Here is a 26,627-nt window from a genome sequence, read left to right as displayed (position 1 = left end):
TCCCGCGACCGAGCGGCAGGAAGGGCTCCACGCAGCAGGGGGACGGCACGTGGCCGCGGTGTCGGCCGGAGGCCGACGGTGTCAGCTGAAGACGGACCTGCGCTGCAGGAGCAGCTGGTAGATCGAGTGCTGGATGGTCTCCCGGACCTGGTCGGTCAGGTTGAACACCAGCATCGGGTCCTCGGCGGCGGCCGGGCCGTAGTGCGCCGTCTCGATCGGCTCGCCGAAGGCGATCAGCCACTTCGACGGCAGCGGCACCAGCCCGAGCGGGCCGAGCGCGGGGAAGGTCGGCGTCACCGGGAAGTACGGCAGCCCGAGCAGCCGCGCGAGGGTCTTCGCGTTGCCGACCATCGGGTAGATCTCCTCGGCGCCCACGATGGCGCAGGGGACGATCGGCTTGCCGGTGCGCAGAGCCGCCGTGACGAAACCGCCCCGGCCGAACCGCTGCAGCGTGTACCGGTCGCGGAACGGCTTGCCGATGCCCTTGAACCCCTCGGGGAAGACGCCCACCAGCTCGTCGGCGCACAGCAGCCGCTCGGCGTCCTCGCTGCAGGCCAGCGTGGCGCCGAACTTGCGGGCCAGCGACCCGACGAAGGGCAGGTCGAAGACCAGGTCGGCGCCGAGCAGCCGGAACCGCCGCTGCGCCGGGTGGTCGTCGTGCAGCGCCACGGTCGCCATGAGCGCGTCGACGGGCAGCGTGCCGGAGTGGTTGGCGACCACCAGCGCCCCGCCGTCGGTGGGCACGTTCTCGATGCCGTGGGTCTCGACGCGGAACCACCGGTTGAACAGCGGCCGCAGCACCGGCAGGAGCACGTGGTCGGTGAGGTCGGTGTCGAAGCCGAACTCGTCCGTCTCGTACTCGCCGGTCAGGCGGCGGCGGAGGAACTCCAGGCCGCCGGCGACCTGCTCGTCCCAGCTCGGGTCCGACGGCGGCGGGACGTGCGGCCGGCCGTCGTCGTCGGGGCGCAGCCGGATGACGCGGGCCTCAGGCATCGCGCAGCGCCCGCAGTCCCGGCGGGGCCGGCGTCGGCCGCAGCCGGCCCTGCACCGTCGTCCCCACGGAGGAGGCGACCGACCCGGCCCGCGCGACCAGCCCGCGGGCCCGGTCGGTCGCCTCGCCGACCAGGGCCGGCGGGACCACCGGCGGGACGGTGCGCGCGTAGTCGGCCAGCGCCTCGGCGGTCGTGTAGCGGGGGGTGTAGCCGAACTCGGTGCGCAGCACGGTCGTGTCCACGACCCGGCCGAAGTTGAGGAAGCGCATCTGCTCCGGGGAGTAGTCGACGTAGCCGAAGCGGCGGGTGAGCCGGCCGAGGGAGCCCAGCGCCGGCGAGGGCACCGGCAGCTGCAGCCGGCCCAGCCGGCGGATGACCTGGGACAGCAGCAACGTGCCCCCTCCCCCGACGTTCACCGTCCCCGCGAAGTCCCCGGTCGTGGCGCGGGTGAGGACGCCGAGGGCGTCGTCCTCGTGCAGCAGCTGCACGCGCGCGTCGTAGCCGAGGGCGGTGGGGACGACGGGCATGCGCAGGAACCCGGTGAGCACCGAGTCGATGCGCGGGCCGATGAAGTTGGTGAACCGCAGGACGGCGACCCCGACGTCGGGACGGCGGCGCGCGAAGGACCGCACGTAGCCCTCGATGTCGAGGCTGTCCTTGGCGAACCCGCCCGACGGCACCCGGCGCGCCTGCATCGCCTCGGTGAAGACGGCGGGGTCGCGCGGGGAGGCGCCGTAGACGGCGCTGGTCGACTTGAGCACCAGCCGGCGCACCGAGGGCGCGCGCTGGCAGGCGGCGAGGAGCTGCATCGTCCCGATGACGTTGAGCTCCTTCATCGGCCCCCGCCCGCCGGACCCGGCGGGCGTGGAGCTGATGTTCATGTGCACGACGGTGTCGACCGCCGCGGTGCTGATGACCTTGCCGATCAGCGGGTTGCGGATGTCGGCACGCACGAACTCGGTGCGGCCGAGGCGGCGGAGCAGCTCCGCGGACGGGGGGACGGTGTCGACCCCGATGACCCGGTCGATGGACGGGTCGCGAGCGAGCTCGGCCGCCAGCGCACCCCCGAGCCACCGGCTGACACCGGTGACGAGGACGACGGCAGGCGGCACGAGCGTCAGCTCACTTCTTGTTGCGACGCTGCACGCGGGTCTTCTTCAGGAGCTTGCGGTGCTTCTTCTTCGCCATCCGCTTGCGGCGCTTCTTGATGACCGAACCCATGTCCTGCTCCCGACGTCGTTGCCGCGTGTCGCGCCGGGGACCGCTGGTTCGGAACCGGACGCCACGCGAGTGTGGATCAGCTCGTGTGCGACGGCTCCGGCCGGGGCCGGGGTGTCGCTCGGCGCCCGAGCCTACCCGGCGCCCCCGCGGCGACGCTGCCGCGGGAACCGGGCCGGATGGATCTCCCCCTGGCGAGGGGGTGGAACGGCCCCTCTACAGGGGCCTGGCGAGGTGCGGGAACGGCCTTCCTGCCGGGGCCCGCGCCGGACGGAGCGAGGCGTGGGGGCAGGGAGGTCCTTCGTCAGGCGATGTCGGTGTAGGCGTCGCGCAGGTAGTCCTGGACGGCGCGCTCGGGGACGCGGAAGGAGCGGCCGACGCGGACGGCGGACAGCTCGCCGGCGTGCACGAGGCGGTACACGGTCATCTTGGAGACGCGCATCATGCTGGCGACCTCGGCGACGGTCAGGAAGGTGACCGCGGCGCGCGGCTGCGGGACGGCCGGGCGGCCGACGGGCATCGCGGCGGGGTGGGCCGGGCCGACGGGGCGCGCGACGGCGGCGGCCGGCATCGGGCGGGCCATGGGCCGCGGGCCGGGGACGGCCGGGCGGACGTAAGCGGCGTTGGTGCGCTGGGGCATGGTCATGATCAGCTCTCCGGACCTAGCACGCGTCGGGCGTCGGCTTCCCCACCGACTACGGGACACGCACGTGCTGACACAGAGAGTAGGGGGACCCGCGTGACGGAAGCGATGGAAGAAACGGACACGGGGAACGGTCCGTCCCTGGCAGAACTACACCTATGCAACTCGCTTCACAGCCGTATCGGCGCGTCTCCACGTCGCCGTGTCGACACCGTGACGCAGCGTCCCACCACTCCGGTCACGGGCGGGTTACCGTCACCGGCTCCCGTCGGTCCGGCCGAGCTCCACCGAGCGCCGGGCGGCCGCCTCGATGGCCGCGATGAGCGCCGAGCGCACCGAGTGCCGCTCCAGCTCCCGGATGCCGGCGATGGTGGTGCCGCCGGGGCTGCTCACCGCGTCCCGCAGCTGGGCCGGGTGCTCCCCCGACTCGCGCAGCATCACCGCTGACCCCAGCGCCGTCTGCACCACCAGCTCGGTGGTGAGCGCCCGCGGCAGGCCGAGCAGCACGCCGGCGTCGACCATCGCCTCGACGAGGTAGAAGAAGTAGGCGGGCCCGCTGCCGGACAGCGCCGTCACCGCGTCCTGCTGGTACTCGGGCACCCGCGCCACCCGGCCGACGGTGGACAGCAGCGCCTCGGCCTCGTCCAGCTCCGCCTCGCCCGCCGACGCCCCGGCCGACAGCACGCTCATCCCCTCGTCGACCAGCGCCGGGGTGTTGGGCATGACCCGCACCACCGGCACGCCGGCCGGCAGTGCCGCCTCGATGGTGGCGGTGGCGATGCCGGCGGCGATGCTCACCACCAGGTGCCCGGGGTCCACCGACGGCGCCAGCCGCTCCAGCAGCGCCGGCAGGTCCTGCGGCTTGACCGCCAGGAGCAGCACCCGCGCGCGGGCGGCCGCCTCCTCGATCCCGACGACGTCGATCCCGTAGCGGGTGGCGAGCTCGCGGCCACGCTCCGGGTGCCGCTCGCAGACGACCACACCGTCCGGGCCCTGCCTCTTCACCAGCCCGGCCAGCAGCGCCTCGCCCATCTTGCCGCCGCCGTAGACCGCCAGGCCCTGCCGCTGTGCCATCCCGTTCTCCCAGCTCTCGGTGTGCGCCGGACGCCGCATCGACCCCGCGTCGGACGGTAGTGCGCGCGGGTGTGCCGCCTCCCGGTGCCGGGTAGCCGCGCCCGCATGGCAGGAGAACTGGACGGGATGAAAGTGGCCGTGCTCGCGACCGACGGCGTCGAGCAGGTCGAGCTGGAACGGCCGTGGCAGGCGCTGGAGGACGCCGGGGCCGAGCCGGAGCTGGTGTCACTGGAGAGCGGCAGCATCACGATGTACCAGCACATCGACAAGGGCGACACGAGGAAGGTGGACACGACCGTCGCCTCGGCCGACCCCGAGGACTACGCGGCGCTGGTCCTGCCCGGCGGCGTCATCAACGGCGACTTCGTCCGGGCCGACGCCGACGCCGTCGCCTTCGTGAAGGCGTTCTTCGACGCGGACAAGCCGGTCGCGGCGATCTGCCACGCGCCGTGGGTGCTGGCGGAGGCCGACGTCGTCCGGGGCCGGCGGATGACGTCGTGGCCGTCGCTGCAGACCGACCTGCGCAACGCGGGCGCGAAGTGGGTCGACGAGGAGGTCGTCGTCGACGGCAACCTGGTCACCAGCCGCGAGCCCGACGACCTCGACGCGTTCACCGCGGCGATCGTCGAGCAGTTCGGCCAGGCCGGCGCCGACGGGGACGACGAGGACGAGTGACGCGCCGCCGGGCTGCCCGGCGGCCCCTCAGGTGCCGGCGAGCAGCCCGGCGGCCGGGGCGATGGTGAGCAGCGTCCCGGCGAACACGAGGACGGCGACCAGCCGCAGCCCGGTGGGCTCGCGGCCGGTGCGCTGCCGCCAGGCGCCCACGCCGGCGACCAGGCCGGTCACCGCGAGCGGGGCGAGGACCACCGCGACCTGCGGCACCTGCTCCCAGACGACGGTGGCCAGGAAGTAGATGCCGACGCCGGCGGCCAGCGCCAGGACCAGCTCACCGGCGAAGCGCAGCCAGGCCAGTGCGCCCTCCTTGGCGCCGAGCGGCTCGTCGAGGACCTCGGTCTCCCCGGCGCGGGCGACCGGGATCGGGCCGGTGGCGGGCGCGGGCTCCGCCGAGGCGCCGGGGACGCCGGGCTTGCGGGAGGGCCGGATGCCCGGGATGGCCGCGGTCGACGGCTCGGCGGGTCCGCGCCCGTCCCCGGCCGGCGCCCCCGCGACGCGGCCGGTGTCCCGGGTCCTGCCGGCCCTCTCGGCGGCCTTCTCGGCCCTGCCCGCCCTCTCGGCCCGGGCGGCCGCCTTCTCCGCCGCCCGGTCCCGCGCGGGGCGGCCGGTGTCGGCGACCGGCCCCGTGTCGGGGGACGGCCGGCCGGCCCCGGGGACCCGGCCGGTGTCGCCGGCGCGGCGGCCGGGGTTGGGGCCGTCCTCGGCGTCGGGGTCCCGGCGGCGCTGCTTGATCGGGATGTCCCCGGTGTCGCCCCGGCGCCGGCGCACGCTGCGCGGTGCCTCGATGCCGGCCTCGCGCAGGATGTCGGCCAGCGGCCGGCCGCCGGTCTCCGGGCCGCGCCCGGGATCGGGGTCCCTGCGGGGCTGTGCCATCACGCGCCTCCCAAGGAGTCCAGTCGCCGCAGGATGACGCCCTCGCGCAGCGCCCACGGACAGATCTTGACGGAGGGTAGTTCCAGCGCCTGCATGGCCGCCTGCGCCACCACGGCACCGGCCGGCACCTGGTGGGCGCGGTCGGGCGACACGCCGCGCAGCTCGGCGAGGCTGCGCGCCTCGATGCGGGACACGAAGCCGATCAGCTGGCCGAGGCCGTCCAGGGTGAGCTCGCGCGGCACCCGCAGGCCGGCCGAGTAGGGCGCCGCGCCGGTCAGCCGGGCCAGCGTGCGGAAGGTCTTGCTCGTCGCCGCCACGAGGTCCGGCGCGCCGGCGCCGCGCAGCTTCCTCGCCGCCGGCTTGAGCACGTCGGCCGCGTGCTCGCGCAGCGCGCCGAGGGCGGCCAGGTCGGGCCGGCCGCCCTCGGCGGCGTCCTGCAGGAAGCGGCGGGTCATCCGCCCGGCGCCCAGCGGCACGGACAGCGCGACGTCGGGGTCCTCGTCGACGCCGCTGGCCAGCTCCAGCGAGCCGCCGCCGATGTCGAGGACCAGCAGCCGGCCCGCGCTCCACCCGTACCAGCGGCGGACGGCGAGGAAGGTCAGCCGCGCCTCCTCCTCGCCGCTGGTCACCTGCAGCTCGACGCCGGTCTGCGCGCGGACGCGGTCGAGCACCTCCATGCCGTTGACCGCCTCGCGGATGGCCGAGGTGACCAGCGCGAGGACCTCGTCACAGCCCTGCTCCTCGGCCCGCCGGCAGGCCTTGCGCACGGCGGCGACCAGCGCCTTCTCCCCGGTCTTGGAGAGGACGTCGTCCTTGCCGACGTGCTCGGCCAGGCGCAGGACCGCGCGGTCGTCGTAGGTCGGGGTAGGGTGGCCGCCGCGGTGGGCGTCCACCACGAGCAGGTGGACGGTGTTCGAGCCGACGTCCAGCACCCCGAGCCGCATGCGGTCAGTCTGCCGGGCGGGCCGTCCCTAGGCTGGACCGGTGCAGGACGTACCGCCGGAGGTCGACCCGGACTTCGCCCGCGAGTGGATCGAGTTCCCGGACCCGGCCGACCCGCGGCACGTCGTCCGCGCCGACCTGACCTGGCTGTCCTCGGCCTGGACCTGCGTGTTCGGCCGCGGCTGCGCCGGTGTCGTCGAGGGCCGGGCCGACGACGGCTGCTGCAGCCACGGCGCGTTCTTCAGCGACGAGGACGACCTCGCCCGGGTGACCGCCGCCGTCGCCGACCTCGCCGACGAGGACTGGCAGCTCGCGCCGCTCGGCCGCGGCGCCTGGACCGAGGAGGACTCCGCCGACGACGCGGCCCCCGAGGAGGGCGGCGTCCGCTCCCTGCGCACCCGCCTGGTCGACGGCGCCTGCGTCTTCCTCAACCGCCCCGGCTTCCCGGGCGGCACCGGCTGCGCGCTGCACCGGATGGCGCTGCGGGAGGAACTGCACCCGCTGCTCACCAAGCCCGACGTCTGCTGGCAGCTGCCGGTGCGCCGCGAGCAGGAGGAGGTCGAGCGGCCCGACGGGACGACGGTCCTGGTCAGCACGATCGGCGAGTTCGACCGACGCGGCTGGGGCCCGGGCGGCGCCGACCTGCACTGGTGGTGCACCGGCTCGCCGGCCGCGCACGTCTCCCCCGAGCCGCTGGTGGCCACCTACGCCGCCGAGCTCACCAGCCTGCTCGGCCCGGCCGCCTACGCCGAGCTGCGCCGGCTCACCGAGGCCCGGCTGGACCTCGGCCTGGTCGCCCCGCACCCGGCCAGCCCGGCGCCGGTGCCCCTCCCGCTGCCCCGGCTGCGGCCCGGCGCCTGAGGGCACTCCCCCGCCCGGGTGCGGCGGGGGCCGGATCGGCACCGCCCGCCACTACCCTGCTGGGGACGACCGCGACGACCGGACGGCGAGGACTGTGAGCGACGGACAGGCGGCGAGCCCCCGCGCGCGCCCGGCGGGGTCGTCGGCCAGCGGGCGGGCGCAGGAGAACGCGCTGCTGGTCCTCCTGCGCATCCCGGTGTTCCGCCGCATGTGGGCGGCGATCACCGTCTCCAGCCTCGGCGACTGGCTGGGCCTGCTGGCCACCACGGCGATGGCCCAGCAGCTCACCCGCGACGAGTCGCTCGGCGTCCAGGGCGCGGCGATCTCCGGCGTCATCCTCACCCGGCTGCTGCCCGACCTGCTCCTCGGCCCGATCGCCGGCGCCCTGGCCGACCGGCTCGACCGCCGCACCACCGTCGTCGTCGGTGACCTGCTGGCCTGCTCGATGTACCTGTCGATCGCCTTCAGCTACGAGCTGACCTGGCTCTACGTGGCCCAGTTCCTCGTCGAGGCGGTGGGGCTGTTCACCAACCCGGCCAAGCAGGCGATCTGGGTGGCGATCGTGCCGCGCGAGCGGCTGGCCGTGGCCAACCAGGTGTCGCTGTTCAGCGTCTACGGCGCGGTGCCGGTGGCGTCGCTGCTGTTCGCCCTGCTGTCCACCGTCGCGCGCGTGTTCCCCGGCAGCGGCGAGGCGGGCGACGCGCGGACGGCGATCGTCGTCGCCCTGCTGTTCAACTCGGCGAGCTTCGCCCTGTCGGCCACCACGGTGCTCCTGTCCCGGCGGCTCATCCCGCGGACGCCCGTCGACCGGCAGTCGTCGTCGAACGTGTTCTCCCTCGTCGTCGAGGGCGTCTCCTTCCTGCGGGGGCAGCCGCTGATGCGCGCGCTGTACGTCGGCGTCATCGGCGCGTTCGGGGCGGGCGGGCTGATCATCGGCGTGGCGCAGCTCTACATCGCCACCCTGGACGCCGGCGCCGCCGGTTACGGCGTGGTGTTCGGCATCGTCTTCACCGGCCTGGCCCTCGGCATGCTGGTCGGGCCGCGGATCCTGCCCACGGTCCCCCGGCGCAGCCTGTTCGCCCGCTCCATCGGCCTGGCCGGGATCGCGCTGCTGGCGATGTCCCTGCTGCAGGACTTCGTCCTCGCCACCATGGCGGCGTTCCTCGTCGGCCTGTTCGCCGGGATCTCCTGGATCATCGGCTACACGCTCATCGGCTACGAGGTCGAGGACCGGCTGCGCGGCCGGGTGTTCGCCTTCGTCGTGTCGTCGGTGCGCATCGTCCTGCTGCTGTCGGTCGCCGTCGGCCCGGGCCTGGCCGGCCTGCTCGGCAACCACGACCTGCGCGTGGGCGAGCTGATGCTCAGCCTCACCGGGCCGGGCCTCACGCTGCTGATCGGCGGCGTCCTCGCGCTGCTGGTGAGCGCCTACGCCGTCCGCCAGGTCGTCCCGCGCGGCCGGCCGGGCACCCGACCCCGCGACGTGTTCCGGCTGCTGTGGGGCAGCTCGGACATCCTGTCGGCCTCGGCCAGCGGCACCGGCCTGTTCGTCGTCGTCGAGGGCGCCGACCGCGACCTCACCCGCCGGTACACCGCCGAGCTCGCCCAGGTGCTGCGCGACTGCGGCTGCCCGGTGGTGGCCACGCACGAGCCGAGCGACACGGCGCTGGGCCGGCAGGTCCGCACGCTGCTCTACCCGCCGGCGCCGGAGGTGCCCGGCGCGACCGACGGCGAGGGCCACCCGGTGGCCGCCTACACCGCGGCGCTGCTGGCGGCCGCCGACCGCGCCGAGCACGTGGCCACGGTCATCCGGCCGGCGCTGCAGCGGCGCGAGGTCGTGGTGTGCAACCACTACGTGGACACCTCGATCGCCTTCCACGGCGCCGGGCAGGGCCTGGACGCCGACCGCATCTTCCGCACCTCGCTGTGGGCCACCCGCGGCCTGCTGCCCGACCTCACCGTGGTCGTCGACTCCGCCGTCACCGCCCGTCCCGTCGACGCCGACGCCGACGCGGTGCGCGCGGCGTTCCTCGCCCAGGCCGAGGCCGCGCCCGACCGCTACGTCGTCGTACCGGGCGAGCTGCTCGGCGCCGACGGGGGCCCGGACGACGACGGTCTGGTGTCGCGCGCGGTGCGGCGGAAGATCACCACGCTGGTCACCCAGCGCTATCCCGAGCTCGGCGAGCGTCCCGACGGCGCCGCCGGCGCGGCCGACCCGCCCGTCGGCGCCGCGCGGACCGGTACCGGGGGGATCACCGGAGGCTCCGTAGGCTGACCGGCGTGAGCGCCCCGGTGACCCCCGGCCCGGTGACATGGACCCCCGAGGACACCGAGGCGGTGGGGTGCTGCCTCTGCGGCGTCCCCGGCCGGCTCGTGCACGACCTCTCCCCGTTCGGCGTCGTCCGCTGCCCGTCCTGCGGCCTGGTGTTCGTCAGCCCCCGGCTGCGGCCGGAGGCGCTGCAGCGGCTCTACGACGACGTCGGCTACTTCGAGGGCGGCGTGTACGGCAGCGCCGTCGACGGGGCGGCGCAGGAGCCCCGCCGGTTCGACCCCGCGATGCTGCTGCAGCGCACCTGGACCGCCGGGCGGCTCGCGCTGCTCGACCGGGTCCGGGGCCGCGCCGCCGGCGGCCGGCTGCTCGAGGTCGGCGCCGGCTACGGCCTGTTCCTCGACGCCGCGCGCCGGGCCGGCTGGCGGACCAGCGGGGTGGAGCTGTCCCGCACCGGGGCGAAGCACGCCACCGAGGTGCTCGGCCTGGACGTGTTCTGCGGCCAGCTCGCCGAGGCGCCGCTGGAGCCGGGCTTCGACGTCGTCTGCGCGTGGGACACCGTCGAGCACGTGCCCGACCCGCTCGACTTCTGGCGCACCGCCCGCTCCCTCGTGGCCGACGACGGCGTCGTCCTGTTCTCCACGCCCTACGTCTCGTCGCTGCCGGCGCGGCTGCTCGGCACCCGCTGGTGGACGCTGAAGCCGGCCGAGCACATCTGGCACTTCACCCCGCGCACGCACGCGATGCTGCTGGCCCGCGCCGGGTTCGCGCTGACGCGGGTGGTCCGCAGCCCGCTCGCGCCGAGCAACGCCGGCCGGCTGGACTCCCTGGTCGGCGTCGCGCGCCCCGTCCCCCTGGCCTGACGCGCACGTGCGGGCGGGTCTCGACGGGCTGGTGCCCGCGGACCGCTTCGCCGGTGCCGTCCTGCAGTTCGGGCCCCACGACCTCGGCGGCCGGACCCGTCCTGGGCGGCGGGTCCTGGGCGGCGGGTCCTAGGCGGCGGGGTCCTCACCCGCCGGGACGAGCTCGACCCGGGCGCCGCCGGTGCGGAAGGTCTGCCGGTACGCCCGCGGTGAGACGCCGCGGCGGCGGCTGAACTGCTCGCGGAACCCGGCGGCGGTGCCGAAGCCGACCAGCCGGGCGATCTCCTCCACCGGGGCGTCGCTCTCCTCGAGCAGCGCCTCGGCCGCGGCCAGCCGCTGGGACAGCAGCCAGGCGTGCGGCGTCGTGCCGGTCGTGGCCTTGAACCGGCGGGCGAAGCTGCGCGGGCTCATCAGCGCGCGCCGGGCCAGCGCCTCGACGCTGATGTCCTCGGCCAGGTGCGCCCGGGCCCAGTCCAGGACGACGCCGAGCAGGTCGTCCTCGCAGCGGGCGACCGGCTCGTCGATGTACTGGGCCTGCCCGCCGTCGCGGTGCGGCGGCACGACCATCTCGCGCGCCAGGGCGTTGGCCGCCGCGGCGCCCCACTCCCGGCGGACGAGGTGCAGCAGGGCGTCCACGCCGCTCGCCGTCCCGGCGCCGGTGATGATCCGGCCCTCGTCGACGTAGAGGACCCGCGGGTCGACGTCGACCGACGGGTACCGGGCGGCCAGCTCACCGGCGTACCGCCAGTGGGTCGTGGCGCGCTTGCCGTCGAGCAGCCCGGCCGCCGCGACGACGAAGGCGCCGGTGCAGTGGCTGACGATCTGGGCGCCGCGGGCGTGCACGGCGCGCAGCGCGTCGAGGACCGCCGGCGGGACGGGCGCGGACAGCTTCTCCCACGCGGTCACCAGCACGATGTCGGAGACGGCCAGCCGCTCGAGGCCGTGCTCGACGTACAGCGACAGCCCGGTGTCGGTGCGGACGACGCCCGGCCGGTCGGTGACGATCGCGAAGTCGAAGCGCGGCATGCCGAAGCGGCGGTAGTCGTAGCCGAAGACCTCGGCGGCGACGCCCAGGCCGAAGGCGCCGAGGACGCCGTCCCCGGCGAGCAGGCTGACGACGAGCGGGCGGTCGGATCCGGTCACGCGGACATGATGGCAGGAAAGACGCGATCCATGTCACCCCTGCCACTCGTCGCGGGTGCGGACGCGGAGCACGCTCCTCCCATGTTGCTGATCACCTGCCCCGTGACCCGGACCGACGAGCTGGTCGCCGAACGGCGCATCCGGTCGGTCGTCAACCACCCGACCCACATCGCGCTGGCGGTCGAGTGCCCCTCCTGCGGGAGCGTGCACGTCTACCGCACCGGCCGGCGCTGGGAGGCCGCGCGGGCCGCCGCGGCCGGCCAGGCCGCTCGACCTGCGGCGGAGCTCACCCACGCCTAGGATCGAACACATGAGCGAATCCAACGCGAACACCGGCCAGGCCGGCGACCCCACCGCCGAGAAGGACCCGTCGGACTGGGTGACCGGCGACGAGCCCGCCACCGGGGCGCAGAAGAGCTACCTCGGCACGCTGGCCCGCCAGGCCGGCGAGGACGTGCCGGAGGACATCACGAAGGCCGACGCGTCCCGGAAGATCGACGAGCTCCAGGAGGAGACCGGCCGGGGTCAGTGACCCCGGCCGGCCCCTTCCTCGACGGACGCCGGAGGCGGTCGCCGGGAGCGGAGGGCCCGCAGGGTCCTCCCTCGCGGCGACGGGAAGCGGCTCAGCGGCGGCCGGCCACCCGTCCTGGCCGCGGTGGAGGCCGGTGGGCCGACCGTGTCACTGCTCGAACTTGTAGCCCAGACCCCGCACCGTCACGAGGTGCTTGGGGTTGGCCGGGTCGGGCTCGATCTTGGCGCGCAGCCGCTTGACGTGGACGTCGAGGGTCTTGGTGTCGCCCACGTAGTCCGAGCCCCACACGCGGTCGATGAGCTGGCCGCGGGTCAGCACCCGCCCGGCGTTGCGCAGCAGCAGCTCGAGCAGGTCGAACTCCTTGAGCGGCAGCGCCACCGTCTCGCCGTCGACGGCGACCACGTGCCGCTCGACGTCCATCCGCACCGGGCCGACCTCCAGCGCGCCGTCGGCGGGGGCGTCGACGTCGCCGCGGCGGCGCAGCACCGCCCGGATCCGGGCGACCAGCTCGCGCGCCGAGTACGGCTTGGTGACGTAGTCGTCGGCGCCGAGCTCCAGGCCCACGACCTTGTCGACCTCGGAGTCCTTGGCCGTGAGCATGATGATCGGGACGTTGCTGCGGGAACGCAGTGCCCGGCACACCTCGGTGCCCGGCAGGCCGGGGAGCATGAGGTCGAGCAGGACGACGTCGGCGCCCGCGCGGTCGAACTCGGCCAGGGCGTCGGGGCCGGTCGCGGCGACGACCGCCTCGAACCCCTCCCGCCCGAGCATGTAGGACAGCGCGTCGGAGAAGGACTCCTCGTCCTCCACCACGAGCACTCGGGTCATGACCGTCCTTCCTGGAGGACCGGCGCCGCACCAGCGGCCGCGCCGGGAGCTTCGCGGCGGTCCTCGACCGCCAGGGGGATGCGCAGCGTGAAGGTGGAGCCGAGGCCCTCCTCGCTCCACACGCTGACCGAACCGCCGTGGTTGCTGGCCACGTGCTTGACGATCGCCAGCCCCAGACCGGTGCCGCCGGTGCTGCTCGCCCGCGACTGGTCCACGCGGTAGAAGCGCTCGAAGACCCGCTCCCGGTCGGCCCGCGGGATGCCGATGCCGCTGTCGGTGACGGCGATCTCGGCGAACCCGCCGCGCGCCCGCGCCCCGACGGCGATCTTCGTGTTCTCGGGGCTGTAGGCGACCGCGTTGGCCAGCAGGTTGGTCACCGCCGTCGTCAGCTGGGCCTCCACGCCCCGCACGACCAGCCCGTGGGCGCCGCCGACGGCGATCGTGATGCCCTTGGCCGCCGCGGCCAGGCCGGTGCGGTCGACGGCCTCGGCGAGCACCGTGTCGACGTCGACGGGCACGAGCTCGGGCAGCGGTTCGGCGCCCTGCAGGCGGGACAGGTCGATGAGCTCGCGCACGAGCCGGGCCAGCCGGTCGGCCTCGTGCGCCATCCGCGCGGCGAAGCGCTGGACGGTGTCCGGGTCGTCGGCGGCGCCCTGCATGGCCTCGGCGAGCAGGCCCAGCGCACCGACCGGCGTCTTCAGCTCGTGCCCGACGTTCGCGACGAAGTCGCGCCGGACCGCCTCGACCCGGCGGGCCTCGGTCACGTCCTGGAGGACAAGCGCCACGGGGCCGGGGACGGCCGAGGGCGCGACCTCGCCGGGCGGGGTGTCCAGCCGGACACCGTGCGCGCCGACCAGCCGCGTGCCGCCGCCGACGACCTCGCCGGGGAGGCTGACGTCCGAGCGCCGGTGCCCGCGGCGACGGACCTCCTTCACGAGGTCCTGCAGCGCGGGGACGACGAGCCGGCGCTCGCGGACGATCCCGAGTCCGCGCGCGGTCGGGTTGGCCACGACGACGGCGTCGTCCTTGTCCAGCAGGAGGACCGCGGGGTCCATGAGGTCGAGCAGCCGGCGGGCGAGCAGCGCCTCGGAGGGCGCGGTCCGGGCGTCGTCGTCGCCGGGGCGCTCGGTCCCGTCGGCGGGCCGGCGGACGAGCAGCACGACGACGGCCGCCACGACGGCGCCGACGACGAAGCCGGCCCCGAGGGCGACCAGCGTGCTCACGGGGCCGATGCTAGGCCGCGTCCGGACCCGGTCATCCCCCGTGTGAGTGGTGCCGCGACCGGGTAGGGCGACTGTTCACGCTGGGGTGCCCCCACGTTCACCGATCGGGCCCGTCCGGTGTCTCCTCACCGCCTACCCTCGAACCGTCAGGACGGCGCACCGAGCAGACGGTGTCCGGACGGCGGTACCCGGTGGACGGCCGGCCGACGAGGAGGACCCGTGCGCGAGCACTACCGCGAAGAGCTCGAGGACATCAACCACTGCCTGGTGGAGATGGCCAACTCCGTCGGGTCGGCGATGAACAAGGCCACGACCGCGCTGCTCGACGCCGACGTCGCCCTGGCCGACCTGGTCATCGCCGGCGACGAGCACATCGACGCGGTGCGCGAGAGCATCGAGGAGCGCTGCTTCACCCTGCTCGCGCGTCAGCAGCCGGTCGCCACCGACCTGCGCACGGTCACCACGGCGATGCGGATCGTCGGCGACCTCGAGCGCATGGGCGACCTCGCCGTCCACGTGGCCAAGCTCGCCCGGATGCGCTTCCCGGAGTCCGCCGTCCCCGCCGAGGTGCGGCCGATCTTCCTCGAGGCCGGCCACGTCGCGCAGAGCCTGGTCACGCAGGTCGGCGCCGTCATCGCCAAGCTCGACGTCGAGGGCGCCGCGCAGCTGGAGAAGGACGACGACCTCATGGACCAGCTGCACCGCCAGCTGTTCACCGAGCTGCTCAGCCCCGGCTGGACGCACGGCATGGAGTCGGCCATCGACATCACCCTGCTCGGCCGCTACTACGAGCGCTTCGCCGACCACGCCGTGAGCGTCGCCCGCCGGGTGGTCTTCCTCGTCACCGGCGAGCGGGACATGCAGGCGGTCTGACCCCACCCCACACGCACGAGGGCCTCCCCACCGCCGGCGGTGGGGAGGCCCTCTGCACATCGTCGCCCCACCGGGCTCCCACCGCGACCACGTGCGGTGTCAGTCGCGCGGAGCACCGACCGTGCTCCCTCACGGAGGCCTCCGGCCCCCACTCGTCAGCACGAGCTCGCTGTCGCTCGCTACTTCTTGCCCTGGTTCCTGACCGCCTCGATCGCGGCCGCGGCGGCCTCGGGGTCGAGGTACTCCCCGCCCGGCTTCACCGGCCGCAGGTCGGCGTCGAGGTCGTAGCGCAGCGGGACGCCGGTGGGGATGTTCAGCCCGACCACCTCGTCCTCGCCCATGCCGTCGAGGTGCTTGACCAGCGCCCGCAGGCTGTTGCCGTGCGCGGCCACCAGCACGGTGGCGCCGCTGCGCAGGTCCGGGACGATCGCGTCGTACCAGTACGGGAGCATCCGGACGACGACGTCGGCCAGGCACTCGGTGGCCGGCCGCACCTCCGGCGGCAGGAAGGCGTAGCGCGGGTCGGCGTCCTGCGAGAACTCGCTGCCGGCCTCGATCGGCGGCGGCGGGGTGCTGTAGGAGCGCCGCCAGGTCATGAACTGCTCCTCGCCGTACTCGGCGAGGGTGGCCGCCTTGTCCTTGCCCTGCAGCGCGCCGTAGTGCCGCTCGTTGAGCCGCCACGAGCGGCGCACCGGGATCCACTGCCGGTCGGCGGCCGCCAGCGCCAGCTCCGCGGTGGTGATCGCCCGCCGCAGCAGCGAGGTGTGCAGCACGTCGGGCAGCAGGCCGTGCTCGGCCAGCAGCTGCCCGCCACGGGCCGCCTCGGCCCGGCCCTTCTCCGACAGCTCGACGTCCACCCAGCCGGTGAACAGGTTGGCCTTGTTCCACTCGCTCTCGCCGTGGCGGAGCAGGACGAGGGTTCCGGGCGCGTTCTCGACAGGCGTCGTCACACCGGTCATCCTGCCAGCAGCGGCCAGAGCACCCAGGCCTCGTACAGCACCGGCGGGACCAGCCCGAGCAGCAGCCACGGGCTGACCACCCGGCGGGCGGCACCCCAGCGCACGGCGGCGACGAGCGCCACGCTGCAGGTCAGCGCGACCGCCAGCCACAGCGCGGTGGCGGCGACGTCGACGACGAACAGCTGCGCCAGCACCAGCTGCACCGCGCACAGCAGCAGCGGGTAGACCAGGCCGGACGCGGCGACCACGCCGATCAGCGCGCGGCCCAGCCGTTCCTGCGCGGCGGGCGGCTCCTGCACGCACCCACGCTAGGCCCGTCAGGTCGCCCGTGCGCCCGTCTCGCGTCGCCCGGGCAGCCACACCAGGACGACGACGGCAGCGACCGCCGCGGCCGCCGCGGTCCCGACGGCGGTCAGGTGCATCGCCGCGACGAACGCGTCGCGGGCGGTGTCGGCGAGCGCGTCGGCGGCCGCGGCGAGCTCGGCGTCGCCGGCGGCCCGCGCCTCGTCCGCCGTCGCCCCGGCCAGCTCGAGGGTCGCCGCGACGGAGGTGCTCGCCTCGTCGCGCAGCCCGGCCGGCAGCACGTCGACGGCGCCGCGGACGTTGGCCGCGTACGCGGTCGCCAGCACCGAGCCGAGGATCGCGACGCCGAGCGCCCCGCCCACCTGGCGGACGGTGTTGTTCACCGCCGCGCCCGCGCCGGCCTTCTCCCGCGGCACGACCGACATGATCGACTCGGTGGCCGGGGCCATGACCGCCCCCATGCCCAGCCCCTGCACCGTCAGCGTGGTGAGCAGCAGCCACAGCGGCGCGGCCTGGTCGAGCAACTGGAAGCCCAGGAACGACAGCGTGATGAGCCCGAACCCGGTCGCGCAGACGGCCTTGGCGCCGAACCGCTCGGCCAGCCGGGAGCTGCGCGGCGCCATCGCCGCCATGCCCAGCGCCACCGGGATGAGCGCGGCGCCGGACTGCAGCGGGTCGTAGCCGCGGGCGCCCTGCAGGTAGTAGACGAGGTAGAAGGTCGCGCCCATCAGGGCGAAGAAGTTCAGGCCCAGCGCGGCGGCGGCCGCGGAGAACGCCGGGTTGCGGAACAGCGAGACGTCGAGCGCCGGGTGCGTCGAGCGCCGCTGCAGCCAGACGAACAGCACCACGAGCAGCGCGCCGCCGACCAGCGGGACGAGCACCCCGGGCGTCCCCCAGCCCACGCCCGAGCCGCCGTGGATGATCCCGTAGACCAGCCCGGCCAGCGCGGCGATCGACAGCAGCACGCCCGGGACGTCGAGCCGGCCGGGGTCGGGGTCCCGCGACTCGGGCACGAACGCGAGCGTGCCGAGGACGCCGACCAGGGCGACCGGCACGCCGATGAGGAAGATCGCGCCCCACCAGAAGTGCGTCAGCACGAGACCGCTGGCCAGCGGGCCGCCGGCGACGGCGAGCCCGGCGGTGGCCGCCCAGATCCCGATGGCGCGGCCGCGCTCGGCCGGCGGGAAGACGTTGGTGATGACGGCGAGCGTCGTCGGCTGCACCGCGGCCCCGCCGACGCCCATGACCGCCCGCCAGGCGATGAGCTCCAGCGGGCTGTCGGAGGAGGCGGCCAGCACCGAGCCGCCGGCGAACACCGCGAGACCGATCAGCAGCACCCGGCGGCGGCCGATGCGGTCGCCGATGACGCCCCAGGAGAACAGCAGCCCGGCGAAGACCACGATGTAGGCGTCGACGGCCCACTGGAGCTCCCCCTGGGTGGCGCCGAGCTCCCGCTGCAGCGTCGGGATGGCGACGTTGAGCGTCGTGTTGCCGGTGATCACCACGAGCAGGCAGACGGTCATCGTGGCCAGCACCCACCACCGCCGGGCGTAGCCGGGGCGCTCCTCGACGGCCGGCGCCGCCGCGGGCCGCCCGGTGGTGGTCATCCCCCGTCGTCCGCGGAGGACGCTCCCCCGCCGTCGGCCGGTCGCCGGGTCGTGCCCCGCTGGGCGAAGGCGGCGAAGGCCTCCAGGTTGCGCAGCGACTCACCGCGCTTGACCCGCCACTCCCACTCCCGGCGGATCGAGCTGCCGAAGCCGATCTCGAGCATCGTGTTGAAGTGGTCGTCGGCGTAGCTGAGGACCGCGCCGAGCAGCCGGTCGAGCTCCTCCGGGGTCACCGCGGCGTGCGGGACGCGGCCGGTGAGGTAGACGTCGCCGACCCGGTCGACCGAGTAGGCGACGCCGTACATGCGCGCGTTGTGCTGCAGCAGGTAGGTCCACAGCTGCTCGCGGTTCTCGTCGGGCTGGCGGCAGACGAACGCCTCGATCCGCAGCGCGTGCTCGCCGACGATGAGCCCGCAGACCGTCTTGAGCTTCTTGGTGCCCGGGAGGTCGACCAGCCAGCGGCCGGGCGCCGGGTGCTCGTGCACCAGGTCGGCCTCGCGCAGCGTGCGGCCGATGACGGCGTCCAGGGCGGCGACGACGTCGGCGCGGGTGGAGGGCGCCTCCCCGGTCCCGTCGCTCACCGCGCCCCCTCGTTCACCAGGCCACCTGCGTCCCGGCCACCGGCCGCAGCGAGCCCAGCGCGCGGCTGCGCCGGGCGGCCGCGGCCATCTCGGCGGCGGCCGAGGAGTAGGCGGCCACCAGCGCGTCGGCGGTGCGGTCCCAGGAGAAGGCCGCGGCGTGCCGGCGGGCACCGGCGCCCATCAGCTGCCGGCGCTCGAGGACCGCGCGGACCGCCGCCGCGTAGGCGCCCGGGTCCCGCCCGTCGACCAGGACGCCGGACACACCGTCGCGGACCGCCGTCCGCAGGCCGCCGACCGACGCGGCGACCACCGGCGTCCCGCAGGCCTGCGCCTCGAGCGCGACCAGGCCGAAGGACTCGTTGTGGCTGGGGACGACGGCGACGTCGGCGGCGCGGTAGTGCAGGGCCAGCCGGTCGGGCGGCTGCGGCGGGAGGAAGCGCACCAGGTCGGCGATGCCCAGGTGCGCGGCGAGCTCCTCCAGCTGCCGCGGCGCCTCCAGGCCCGACCCGCTCGGCGCCCCGACGACGTGCACCCGCAGCCGGGAGCGCAGCGCGGGGTCGTCCTCGAGCATCCGGGCGGCGGTGGCCAGCAGCAGGTCGGGCGCCTTGAGCGGCTGGATGCGGCCGACGAAGGTCAGCACGACGGCGTCGGCGGGCAGGCGCAGCGCGCGGCGGGCGGCGGTGCGGTCGCCGGGGGCGAACCGGTCGAGGTCCACGCCCGGGGGGACGACGAGGGTGCGGCGCGGGTCGGCCCCGTAGTGCTCGACGAGCTGGTCGGCCTCCTCGTCGGTGTTGGCCACCAGCCGGTCGGCCTCGGCGACCACCTGCTCCTCGCCGATCACGCGGGCGCGCGGCTCGGGCCGGTCGCCGTCGGCCAGCGCGGCGTTCTTCACCTTGGCGAGGGTGTGCGCGGTGTGGATCAGCGGCACGTTCCACCGGTCGCGCGCCAGCCAGCCGACCTGACCCGAGAGCCAGTAGTGCGAGTGGACGACGTCGTAGTGGCCCGGCTCGTGCTGGGCCTCCTCGCGCAGCACGCCGGCGGTGAAGGCGCACAGCTGGCCGGGCAGCTCCTCCTTGCCCAGGCCCTCGAACGGCCCGGCGCTGACGTGCCGCACGGTCACGCCCGGGCTCATCTCGACCACCGGCGGCAGCTCGCTGGAGGTGGCGCGGGTGAACACGTCGACGGCGATGCCGCGGGCGGCCAGCCGGCGGGAGACCTCGACGATGTAGACGTTCATGCCCCCGGCGTCGCCGGCGCCGGGCTGGTCGAGCGGGCTGGTGTGCACCGAGATGGTCGCCACCCGCCGCGGCGCGCGCGGAGGGAGGAGGCGGCGAGCAGGCACCCACGACCTCCCGCCTCGCCGCCCCGGGTGCCGGTGCGGCACCCCTGTCGACTCCCCATCCTGCAACAGGGTCAGGATGACCACATGACCGGTGTTGCCGAGATCTCCTCCTCCGGCCCGCGGCCGCTGCCGGGGACCGGCCGCACCGCCGTCGTCACGGGCGCCTCGAGCGGCATCGGCGCGGCCACCGCGGCCCGGCTGGCGGCCGAGGGCTTCGACGTCGTCGTGGGGGCCCGGCGGCTGGACCGGCTGACCGCGCTCGCCGAGCGGATCGGCGCCCGGGCGCTGCCGCTGGACCTCACCGACCCGGCGTCGGTCGAGGCGTTCGCCGCCGCCCTGGACCGCGTGGACGTGCTGGTCAACAACGCCGGCGGGGCGTTCGACGCCGCGCCGGTGGCCGAGGCCGACCTCGACTCCTGGGCGCGGACCTACGAGGTGAACGTGCTCGGCACCGTCCGGCTGACCAAGGCGCTGCTGCCCAAGCTCGTCGCGTCCGGCGCCGGCGACCTGCTGTTCATGGGCTCCACCGCGGGGCTGGTCTCCTACGAGGGCGGGGCGTCGTACACGGCGGCCAAGCACGCGGTGCACACCCTGGCCGAGACGTTGCGGCTGGAGCTGTACGACCAGCCGGTCCGGGTCGTGGAGATCGCGCCCGGGATGGTCAAGACCGAGGAGTTCACCCTCAACCGGGTCGGCGACCGGGAGAGGGCGGAGTCGGTCTACCGCGGCGTGCGCCGGCCCCTGGTGGCCGAGGACGTCGCCGACTGCGTCGCCTGGGCGCTCACCCGCCCGCACCACGTCAACGTCGACCTGCTCGTCGTCCGCCCGCGCGCCCAGGCCGCCCAGCACAAGGTGCACCGCGAGTCCGACTGAGCCCGCGGGCAGGCTGCGACGGCGTCGGGGTCCGGGGTGCGCGGGTCGGGGCCTACAGCCGGGTGGGCTCCGGGACCAGGGTGACGCCGAAGCGCTCGCGGACCGCCGCGACGACGCGGTCGGCGAAGGCCATGAGCTCGGCCGCCGTCGCGCCGGGCTCGGTGGTCAGGGCGAGGCTGTGCCGCGACGACGTCCCGACCCGGCCCTCGCGCGTGCCGCGGCCGAAGCCGGCCGACTGCACCAGCCACGCCGCGCTGAGCTTGACCAGCCCGTCCCCGGCCGGCCAGCTCGGGCAGCCGGGCACCGCCTGCTCCGCCGGGACGACCGGGTTGGTGAAGAACGACCCGGCGCTGCGGGTGTCGGGGTCGGCGGGGTCGACGACCATCCCCTTGCCGCGGCGCAGCTCGAGCACCGCCGCACGGACGTCGGCCAGCGGCGCGCGCCCGCCGAGGTCCACGCCCAGCCGCTTGGCCAGCTCGGCGTAGCCCACCGGCCGGGACAGCGGCCCGGCGTCCAGCGCGAAGGTCACGGTGAGGACGACGAACCGGCCGGGCTCGCGCTTGAGCCGGCTGTCGCGGTAGCCGAAGGCGCACTCGGCGTTGGTCAGCGTGCGCTCGCGCTTCTCGGCGCGGTCGTACACCCGCACCTCGGTGATCGTCTGCGCGACCTCCTGGCCGTAGGCGCCGACGTTCTGCACCGGGGTGGCGCCGGTCGAGCCGGGGATGCCCGACAGCGCCTCCATGCCGGCGAGCTCCTGCGCGACGGTGAGCGCGACGAGGTCGTCCCAGTCCTCGCCGGCCTGCACCTCGAGGACGTCGCCGCGCCGCTCGACCCCGCGGCTGCGCACCGCGACGACGTCACCGGCCCACCCCTCGTCGGGCGCGACCAGGTTCGACCCGCCGCCGAGGACGAGCAGCGGCCGCCCGGCCTCGTCGGCCTCCCGCACGGCGGCGACCAGCTCGGCGGCGTCGGTGACCTCGACCAGCCGCTCGACGGGGCCGCCGACGCCGAGGGTGGTGAGGTCGGCGAGACGGGCGTCGGAGCGGAGGAGCACCAGCCCACGGTAGCCGCGGCGCGCGAGCCCGCCGGGCAGGGCGACTACCCTCGGGGCCGGTGAGCGACGGGGGGAGCGAGCACAAGCGCCGGGCGAACCTGGCGCCGAGGAAGGCCCACCCCCGGCTGGCCGCCGGCCGCGCGCGGGCGCTGGGCCTGCCCACGCGGGGCACCACGAACGCCAACCGGCTGCGCCGGGTCGACCGCTGGCTGGTCGCCACCCAGGTGCCGCGGCTGCGCGACGCGGCCCGCCCGCTGGTGGTCGACCTCGGCTACGGCTCCTCGGCGGTCACCACGCTGGAGCTGGCCGAGCGGCTGGGCCCGGAGGTCCCGGGGCTCGAGGTGGTCGGCCTCGAGATCGACCCGGACCGCGTCGCCGCCGTCGCCGGGGACCGCGACCCGCCCCGGGTCGACTTCCGCGTCGGCGGGTTCGAGCTGGCCGGGCTGCAGCCGGTCCTCGTGCGGGCGTTCAACGTGCTGCGCCAGTACGACGAGGCGTCGGCCGCGCGGGCGTGGGAGACGATGTGCGCCGCCCTGGGCCCCGGGGGGCTGCTGGTCGAGGGCACCTGCGACGAGTGGGGACGGCGGGCGACCTGGGTGGCCCTGGACGCCGACGGGCCGCTGACCCTCACGCTGGCCGCGCGGGTCGCCGACCTCGAGCGCCCCTCCGACCTCGCCGAGCGGCTGCCCAAGGCGCTCATCCACCACAACGTCCCCGGCCGCCCGGTGCACACCCTGCTGCGCGCCCTGGACGCCGCGTGGGCCTCGGCGGCGGGCCTGTCGACGTTCGGACCGCGGCAGCGCTGGACCGCCGCGGTGCAGGCGCTGGCCGACGACGGCTGGCCGCTGGTCGGGAGCAGCCGCCGCTGGCGGCACGGCGAGCTCACCGTCCGCTGGTCGGCGGTGGCGCCGGCGTGAGGCGTCCCCGGCCGGAGGTGCTCCCGCCCGGCCCCACCGAGGTCGACGGCGGCACCGCCGAGCTGCTCGGCGACGCCGACCGCGACGGCTCCTGGGTGCTGGTGGTCGACGGCACGCCGCAGTCGCACGTCGACCTCGACGACCCCGCGCACCTGGAGTTCGAGTACGTGCGCCGGGTGGGTCACGTGCTCGACCTCGCCGCGCCGGAGGGCGAGCCGCTCGACGTCGTCCACCTCGGCGGCGGCGCGCTGACGCTGGCCCGCTACGTGGCGGTGACCCGCCCCGGCTCGCGGCAGCGGGTGGTGGAGCTCGACCAGCGGCTCACAGACCTGGTCCGCGCCCACCTGCCGCTGCCCCGCGGCGCCCGCGTGCGGGTGCGCGCCGCCGACGCCCGCGCCGGCCTGGCCGCGCTGCCGACGGCGAGCGCCGACGTCGTCGTCAGTGACGTCTTCGCCGGCGCCCGCACCCCCGCCCACCTGACGACGGTCGAGTACGCCGCCGAGGTGCACCGGGTGCTGCGGCCGGGCGGGGTGCTGGCGGCCAACGTCGCCGACGGCCCGCCGCTGCGCTTCGCCCGCGGCCAGGTGGCCACGCTGTGCGCCGTCTTCCGGCACGTCGCCGTCCTGGCCGAGCCGGGCACGCTGCGCGGACGGCGGTTCGGCAACCTGGTGGCGGTGGCCTCCGACGCGGAGCTGCCGGTGGCCGGGCTGACCCGGCGCTGCGCGGGGGACCCGATGCCGGCGCGGGTGGTGGCCGGCCCCGACCTCGGCCGGTTCACCGGCAGGGCGCAGCCGGTGCACGACGACGGCGCCGTGCCCTCACCGGAGCCTCCCCCAGGGGTTTTCAGCCGCTGACCAGGGTCTTCCCCGATGTCCGGGGCGGCCGGCCGCGCCTAGTGTCGGGTCATGACGTACCCCGCACCGGCCCCGCGCCGTCTCGCCCGCGACACCCGCAACAAGATGATCGCCGGCGTGTGCGCCGGGATCGCCCGCCGCTACGGCATCTCCACCGGCGCCCTGCGGCTGGCGTTCGTGGTCTCGTGCATCCTGCCGGGGCCGCAGTTCATCGCGTACCTCGTCCTGTGGGTGCTGATGCCCGCGGACGACCGCTGGTGACCCGCCGACCCGGCGGGCCGGCTCACCAGCTGCTGTTGCCCCGCTGCACGCCGCGGACCGCGGGCCGCACGTCGACCAGGTAGACGACGGTGGCGATCACCGCGGGCAGGCCGAGGAAGGTCATCGGCCCCTGCAGGTAGATGACCACCGCGGCCAGCGCGGTGATCGCCGCCCAGGCCGGCTTGCTCAGCTTGCCGGCGGCGACGTAGCCGGCAGCCGGGCGGATGACGGCGTCGACGAACGCCCAGGCCGCGACGGCCAGCAACACCAGCCGCAGGCCCTCGAGAACGGCCCAGTCGAACCCCATGCCCGGAGGGTACCCGCCGGGACGCCGTCACTGCCTCCCCCGCGGGGGACGTCCCACTCCCGGGGACGCGACAGGGCCCCGGAGCGCGGTGGCAGCTCCGGGGCCCTGGTCTCGCGTGGCCCTCCTGCAGGGGCCCGCCGCGAGCGTGCGAGCGGCGGGGGGCAGGAGGGTCCTTGCTCAGTCGGTGGTCTTGGCGGTGCGGGTGCGGCTCACGCGGGCCGAGGTGCCGGTGGCCTTGCCGCGGGCGGCGGTGGTGCGCTTGGCCGGCTTGCGGGCCGCCTTGGCGGTCGCCTCGTCGGTGGCCTCGGCGCCCTCCTCGATGGCGGCCTTGGCCTGGTCGGCGGCCTGGTCGACGGCCTGCTCGGCCTTGGCGGCGGCCTTGGTGGTCTTCGAGGCGGCCTTCTGGACCAGCGAGGTGACCTCGTCGGAGGCCTCGTTCACGGCCTCGGCGGCCTCCTCGATGACCTCCTCGACGGCGTCCTCGACGGTGTCGACGGCCTGCTCGGCGCGGACCACGAAGCGGCGGAAGCCGGGCTGGCGGCGCAGCTCCTGCAGCACGTCGGCACCGCGCTCGGCCAGCTGCTCGACGGTGGCGGTGGCCTGGGTGCGGGCCTGCTCGACCAGGGTCGAGACGGTGCTCACGACCACGTCCGGACGGACGGCGGTGGCCAGCTGACGGCCGTTGGCGCGGGCCTGGGTGACGGCCTCGCGGGCGCGGTCGGCGGCCTGCTCGGCGCGGGTGCGGGCCTCCTTGGTGGCCAGGTCGACCTGGACCTGGGCCTCACCGGGGAGGGTGCGCAGCGAGGCGAGCACGGTGCGGGCCTGCTCGACGGCGAGGTCACCGGCGCCGACGGCGACGAGGAACTGACGGCGGCCGCGCTCGGCGACCTGCTCCAGCAGGGTGGTGGCGGTGGTCATGCGGACTCCTTGGAGGGGGTCGGGTCGGATCCGGGCGGAACGCTCGGGGCGGTGCTCGGTGCGGTGGTGCGGGTGGCCGCGTACTCGCGGACGTAGGTCTCGTACAGCTCGACGAGCACGGCCTTGTGCCGCTCGGAGAGCTGGTCGTCGGACCGGATGGCCGCGACCGTGTCGGGGTTGCCGGCCCGCCGGTCGAGGATGCCCGCCTGCTCGTAGAGCGACTCGGCGGAGATCTTCAGACCCCGGGCGATGGCGGCGAGGATCTCCGCCGACGGCTTGCGCAGCCCCCGTTCCACCTGCGACAGGTAGGGGTTGCTCACCCCCGCGGTGCGGGCGAGCTCGCGCAGGGACACCCGGGCGGCGCTGCGCTGCTCCCGGATGTACTCCCCGACCTGCGAGCGCACCGCCGAGACCTGCTGGGCCTCGGCCGCGACGGTCTCCGCGACGCTGCCGGCGAGCTGGTCCACCTTCTCGCGGACCGACCTCACCTGACCGCTCACGAACTCGCCGGGGGTCTGCACGTCTCCGACGCTAACCACGGGTGCTAGCAACTGCAAGCGGAGGAGCAAGCACCGGGGCGTGAGTCGCCTCACACCCGGCGTGTCGCCGTCAGCCGGCGAGCACCGCCGAGGACCGGACCTCGCCGACGACGCCGTCGCCGCCGGTCACGGGGGTGACCGACCAGCGGGCCAGCGCCTCGGCGTCCACCCCGAGCCGGCGCAGCGCGGCGGCGAGGACGGGCGCGCGCCCGCGGTCGCCGCCGTCGTCGAGCTTGAACGCGACCGCACCGCGGCCGGGCAGCGCGGCGACGTGCACGCCGTCGGCCCCGCCCTTGACCAGCAGCCCGGGGACGGCGGTCATGAGGTCGGTGTCGTCCCGGCCGGTGCCGGCGACGTACCAGGGGTGCGCCCGCATCGCGTCGGCCACCGCCCGCCCGGGGCTGCCCGGCGGGGCCTCCACGAGGGAGCCGACGCCGCGCGCCAGCCCGGTCAGGGACAGCCCGTGCTGCGGCGCGCCGCACCCGTCGACGACGACGGCGGCCACCTGCTCGCCGGCCGCGTCGGACAGGCGGGCCTCGATCGCCTGCTGCAGCGGGTGGCCGGGATCGAGGTAGCCCTCGGTCGGCCAGCCGGCGGCGACGCAGGAGGCGAGCATCGCGGCGTGCTTGCCCGAGCAGTTGAACGCCAGCCGCTCCGGCTCGCGGCCGGCGACCAGCCAGGCGGCGCGGGTCGGCTCGTGCCCGGGGAGGGCCGCCGGGCAGCCCAGCGCGTCCGGACCGAGGCCGGCGGCGGCGAGCACGGCGGCGGCGAGGTCGCGGTGGCCGTCCTCACCGGCGTGCGAGCCGGCCGAGACGGCCAGCTCCTCACCCGAGCGCGGCTGCCAGCCGGCCGCGAGGTAGGCCGTGGCCTGCACCGGCTTGTTCGACGAGCGGGGCAGGACCGGGCGGGCGACGTCACCGGCCGACCAGCGCACCCCGCCGTCGGGACCGACGACGACGACCGCGCCGCGGTGGACGGACTCCAGGAACCCCGAGCGCCAGACCTCCACGAGGACCGGCGCGTCCGGCCACGGTGACGTACCGGAACGGTCCCCGTGCAGGGTCCCGCCGGGAGCCTGCGAGGGATGGGGGGCGAGGGGGTCCTCC

Annotated in this window: 31 protein-coding genes; 11 read left to right on the top strand and 20 right to left on the bottom strand. The window is 75.7% G+C overall.

Features of this window, described 5'->3' with window-relative positions:
• Nucleotides 1-81: 81 nt before the first annotated feature.
• The 5 genes from ACI8AK_RS00270 to proC all read right to left on the bottom strand — a co-directional run bounded on the left by ACI8AK_RS00270 (nucleotide 82) and on the right by proC (nucleotide 3,927).
• Complete coding sequence (locus ACI8AK_RS00270) at nucleotides 82-993, bottom strand: lysophospholipid acyltransferase family protein (RefSeq protein ID WP_387988386.1); 912 nt, start codon at nucleotides 991-993, stop codon at nucleotides 82-84.
• A complete protein-coding gene (locus ACI8AK_RS00265; RefSeq protein ID WP_456954826.1) occupies nucleotides 986-2,104 on the bottom strand; it encodes an NAD-dependent epimerase/dehydratase family protein in 1,119 nt (372 codons plus the stop codon). The genes ACI8AK_RS00270 and ACI8AK_RS00265 overlap by 8 nt, the downstream gene beginning before the upstream one ends.
• Before the next feature lie 10 nt (nucleotides 2,105-2,114).
• The gene (locus ACI8AK_RS00260) at nucleotides 2,115-2,213 is read right to left on the bottom strand and encodes a 30S ribosomal protein bS22 (protein WP_012854759.1); all 99 of its coding nucleotides are present in this window, start codon (nucleotides 2,211-2,213) and stop codon (nucleotides 2,115-2,117) included.
• Nucleotides 2,214-2,514: 301 nt separating this feature from the next.
• Complete coding sequence (locus tag ACI8AK_RS00255; protein ID WP_456901439.1) at nucleotides 2,515-2,856, bottom strand: helix-turn-helix domain-containing protein; 342 nt, start codon at nucleotides 2,854-2,856, stop codon at nucleotides 2,515-2,517.
• 252 nt (nucleotides 2,857-3,108) lie between these two features.
• Nucleotides 3,109-3,927, bottom strand: a complete 819-nt coding sequence (gene proC / locus ACI8AK_RS00250; RefSeq protein WP_387988384.1) for a pyrroline-5-carboxylate reductase — start codon at nucleotides 3,925-3,927, stop codon at nucleotides 3,109-3,111.
• Nucleotides 3,928-4,032: 105 nt separating this feature from the next.
• Between proC and ACI8AK_RS00245 the strand changes: the two genes are divergently transcribed.
• On the top strand, nucleotides 4,033-4,602 hold the full coding sequence (locus ACI8AK_RS00245; RefSeq protein WP_456901440.1) for a type 1 glutamine amidotransferase domain-containing protein: 570 nt from the start codon (nucleotides 4,033-4,035) through the stop codon (nucleotides 4,600-4,602).
• A gap of 27 nt (nucleotides 4,603-4,629) precedes the next feature.
• On the opposite strand, the gene ACI8AK_RS00240 is transcribed toward ACI8AK_RS00245, so the two are convergent.
• On the bottom strand, nucleotides 4,630-5,475 hold the full coding sequence (locus ACI8AK_RS00240; RefSeq protein WP_387988382.1) for a hypothetical protein: 846 nt from the start codon (nucleotides 5,473-5,475) through the stop codon (nucleotides 4,630-4,632).
• Nucleotides 5,475-6,419, bottom strand: coding sequence for a Ppx/GppA phosphatase family protein (locus tag ACI8AK_RS00235; RefSeq protein WP_456901442.1), 945 nt, complete (start codon nucleotides 6,417-6,419; stop codon nucleotides 5,475-5,477). Before ACI8AK_RS00235 ends, ACI8AK_RS00240 begins: the two co-directional genes overlap by 1 nt.
• 40 nt (nucleotides 6,420-6,459) lie before the next feature.
• Between ACI8AK_RS00235 and ACI8AK_RS00230 the strand changes: the two genes are divergently transcribed.
• The 3 genes from ACI8AK_RS00230 (at nucleotide 6,460) to ACI8AK_RS00220 (ending at nucleotide 10,407) form a co-directional block, all read left to right on the top strand.
• Nucleotides 6,460-7,278, top strand: a complete 819-nt coding sequence (locus tag ACI8AK_RS00230; protein WP_456954825.1) for a hypothetical protein — start codon at nucleotides 6,460-6,462, stop codon at nucleotides 7,276-7,278.
• A 94-nt stretch (nucleotides 7,279-7,372) separates the two neighbouring features.
• Nucleotides 7,373-9,550, top strand: coding sequence for a bifunctional MFS transporter/dTMP kinase (locus tag ACI8AK_RS00225; RefSeq protein ID WP_456954824.1), 2,178 nt, complete (start codon nucleotides 7,373-7,375; stop codon nucleotides 9,548-9,550).
• Between the two features lie 5 nt (nucleotides 9,551-9,555).
• Nucleotides 9,556-10,407, top strand: coding sequence for a class I SAM-dependent methyltransferase (locus ACI8AK_RS00220; protein WP_456901444.1), 852 nt, complete (start codon nucleotides 9,556-9,558; stop codon nucleotides 10,405-10,407).
• Between the two features lie 129 nt (nucleotides 10,408-10,536).
• On the opposite strand, the gene ACI8AK_RS00215 is transcribed toward ACI8AK_RS00220, so the two are convergent.
• On the bottom strand, nucleotides 10,537-11,550 hold the full coding sequence (locus ACI8AK_RS00215) for a helix-turn-helix domain-containing protein (RefSeq protein ID WP_387988377.1): 1,014 nt from the start codon (nucleotides 11,548-11,550) through the stop codon (nucleotides 10,537-10,539).
• A gap of 81 nt (nucleotides 11,551-11,631) precedes the next feature.
• On the opposite strand from ACI8AK_RS00215, the gene ACI8AK_RS00210 reads away from it, so the two are divergent.
• Complete coding sequence (locus tag ACI8AK_RS00210) at nucleotides 11,632-11,850, top strand: hypothetical protein (protein WP_387988376.1); 219 nt, start codon at nucleotides 11,632-11,634, stop codon at nucleotides 11,848-11,850.
• A 10-nt stretch (nucleotides 11,851-11,860) separates the two neighbouring features.
• Nucleotides 11,861-12,082, top strand: a complete 222-nt coding sequence (locus ACI8AK_RS00205) for a DUF3072 domain-containing protein (protein ID WP_387988375.1) — start codon at nucleotides 11,861-11,863, stop codon at nucleotides 12,080-12,082.
• A gap of 147 nt (nucleotides 12,083-12,229) precedes the next feature.
• On the opposite strand, the gene ACI8AK_RS00200 is transcribed toward ACI8AK_RS00205, so the two are convergent.
• Nucleotides 12,230-12,910 carry a winged helix-turn-helix domain-containing protein gene (locus ACI8AK_RS00200; protein WP_387988374.1) on the bottom strand — a complete coding sequence of 227 codons (681 nt, stop codon included), beginning with the start codon at nucleotides 12,908-12,910 and terminating at the stop codon, nucleotides 12,230-12,232.
• Nucleotides 12,907-14,133: a sensor histidine kinase gene (locus tag ACI8AK_RS00195; RefSeq protein ID WP_387988373.1), complete on the bottom strand. Its 1,227-nt coding sequence runs from the start codon at nucleotides 14,131-14,133 to the stop codon at nucleotides 12,907-12,909. Before ACI8AK_RS00195 ends, ACI8AK_RS00200 begins: the two co-directional genes overlap by 4 nt.
• Nucleotides 14,134-14,352: 219 nt before the next feature.
• On the opposite strand from ACI8AK_RS00195, the gene phoU reads away from it, so the two are divergent.
• The gene (gene phoU, locus ACI8AK_RS00190) at nucleotides 14,353-15,006 is read left to right on the top strand and encodes a phosphate signaling complex protein PhoU (RefSeq protein ID WP_387988372.1); all 654 of its coding nucleotides are present in this window, start codon (nucleotides 14,353-14,355) and stop codon (nucleotides 15,004-15,006) included.
• Nucleotides 15,007-15,185: 179 nt separating this feature from the next.
• Here phoU and ACI8AK_RS00185 read toward each other — a convergent pair whose 3' ends face one another.
• Genes ACI8AK_RS00185 through mshA form a run of 5 tightly spaced genes read right to left on the bottom strand, consistent with a single transcriptional unit; the run spans nucleotide 15,186 to nucleotide 19,798 of the window.
• Nucleotides 15,186-15,956 carry a phosphoglyceromutase gene (locus ACI8AK_RS00185; RefSeq protein WP_387988371.1) on the bottom strand — a complete coding sequence of 257 codons (771 nt, stop codon included), beginning with the start codon at nucleotides 15,954-15,956 and terminating at the stop codon, nucleotides 15,186-15,188.
• A gap of 5 nt (nucleotides 15,957-15,961) precedes the next feature.
• Complete coding sequence (locus tag ACI8AK_RS00180) at nucleotides 15,962-16,264, bottom strand: hypothetical protein (protein WP_387988370.1); 303 nt, start codon at nucleotides 16,262-16,264, stop codon at nucleotides 15,962-15,964.
• A gap of 18 nt (nucleotides 16,265-16,282) precedes the next feature.
• A complete protein-coding gene (locus tag ACI8AK_RS00175; RefSeq protein ID WP_456954823.1) occupies nucleotides 16,283-17,875 on the bottom strand; it encodes an MFS transporter in 1,593 nt (530 codons plus the stop codon).
• Complete coding sequence (locus ACI8AK_RS00170; RefSeq protein WP_456954822.1) at nucleotides 17,872-18,456, bottom strand: YbjN domain-containing protein; 585 nt, start codon at nucleotides 18,454-18,456, stop codon at nucleotides 17,872-17,874. The genes ACI8AK_RS00175 and ACI8AK_RS00170 overlap by 4 nt, the downstream gene beginning before the upstream one ends.
• A gap of 13 nt (nucleotides 18,457-18,469) precedes the next feature.
• Complete coding sequence (gene mshA / locus ACI8AK_RS00165) at nucleotides 18,470-19,798, bottom strand: D-inositol-3-phosphate glycosyltransferase (RefSeq protein WP_387988367.1); 1,329 nt, start codon at nucleotides 19,796-19,798, stop codon at nucleotides 18,470-18,472.
• A gap of 84 nt (nucleotides 19,799-19,882) precedes the next feature.
• On the opposite strand from mshA, the gene ACI8AK_RS00160 reads away from it, so the two are divergent.
• Complete coding sequence (locus ACI8AK_RS00160; protein WP_387988366.1) at nucleotides 19,883-20,671, top strand: SDR family oxidoreductase; 789 nt, start codon at nucleotides 19,883-19,885, stop codon at nucleotides 20,669-20,671.
• A gap of 52 nt (nucleotides 20,672-20,723) precedes the next feature.
• On the opposite strand, the gene ACI8AK_RS00155 is transcribed toward ACI8AK_RS00160, so the two are convergent.
• Nucleotides 20,724-21,725, bottom strand: coding sequence for a UDP-N-acetylmuramate dehydrogenase (locus ACI8AK_RS00155; protein WP_456901446.1), 1,002 nt, complete (start codon nucleotides 21,723-21,725; stop codon nucleotides 20,724-20,726).
• A gap of 59 nt (nucleotides 21,726-21,784) precedes the next feature.
• On the opposite strand from ACI8AK_RS00155, the gene ACI8AK_RS00150 reads away from it, so the two are divergent.
• From ACI8AK_RS00150 to ACI8AK_RS00140, 3 genes are read left to right on the top strand one after another with little or no spacing between them, the layout of a single operon-like run.
• Entirely contained in the window at nucleotides 21,785-22,642 is an 858-nt protein-coding gene (locus tag ACI8AK_RS00150; protein WP_387988364.1) for a class I SAM-dependent methyltransferase, read from the top strand.
• Entirely contained in the window at nucleotides 22,639-23,496 is an 858-nt protein-coding gene (locus ACI8AK_RS00145) for a spermidine synthase (RefSeq protein ID WP_456954821.1), read from the top strand. Before ACI8AK_RS00150 ends, ACI8AK_RS00145 begins: the two co-directional genes overlap by 4 nt.
• 51 nt (nucleotides 23,497-23,547) lie before the next feature.
• Entirely contained in the window at nucleotides 23,548-23,757 is a 210-nt protein-coding gene (locus tag ACI8AK_RS00140; RefSeq protein WP_387988362.1) for a PspC domain-containing protein, read from the top strand.
• Between the two features lie 22 nt (nucleotides 23,758-23,779).
• On the opposite strand, the gene ACI8AK_RS00135 is transcribed toward ACI8AK_RS00140, so the two are convergent.
• From ACI8AK_RS00135 to ACI8AK_RS00120, 4 genes are all read right to left on the bottom strand, one after another.
• A complete protein-coding gene (locus ACI8AK_RS00135; protein ID WP_387988361.1) occupies nucleotides 23,780-24,064 on the bottom strand; it encodes a DUF2516 family protein in 285 nt (94 codons plus the stop codon).
• 177 nt (nucleotides 24,065-24,241) lie between these two features.
• A complete protein-coding gene (locus ACI8AK_RS00130) occupies nucleotides 24,242-24,982 on the bottom strand; it encodes a hypothetical protein (protein ID WP_456901447.1) in 741 nt (246 codons plus the stop codon).
• Nucleotides 24,979-25,503: a helix-turn-helix domain-containing protein gene (locus ACI8AK_RS00125; protein ID WP_456954820.1), complete on the bottom strand. Its 525-nt coding sequence runs from the start codon at nucleotides 25,501-25,503 to the stop codon at nucleotides 24,979-24,981. The genes ACI8AK_RS00130 and ACI8AK_RS00125 overlap by 4 nt, the downstream gene beginning before the upstream one ends.
• Before the next feature lie 88 nt (nucleotides 25,504-25,591).
• Entirely contained in the window at nucleotides 25,592-26,530 is a 939-nt protein-coding gene (locus ACI8AK_RS00120) for an asparaginase (protein ID WP_456954819.1), read from the bottom strand.
• Between the last annotated feature and the right edge of the window lie 97 nt (nucleotides 26,531-26,627).

The sequence above is a fragment of the Geodermatophilus sp. SYSU D00867 genome (assembly GCF_054050315.1).
The sequence above is the reverse complement of the archived record's forward strand: the minus strand, read 5'-3'. Positions and strand labels throughout refer to the sequence as shown.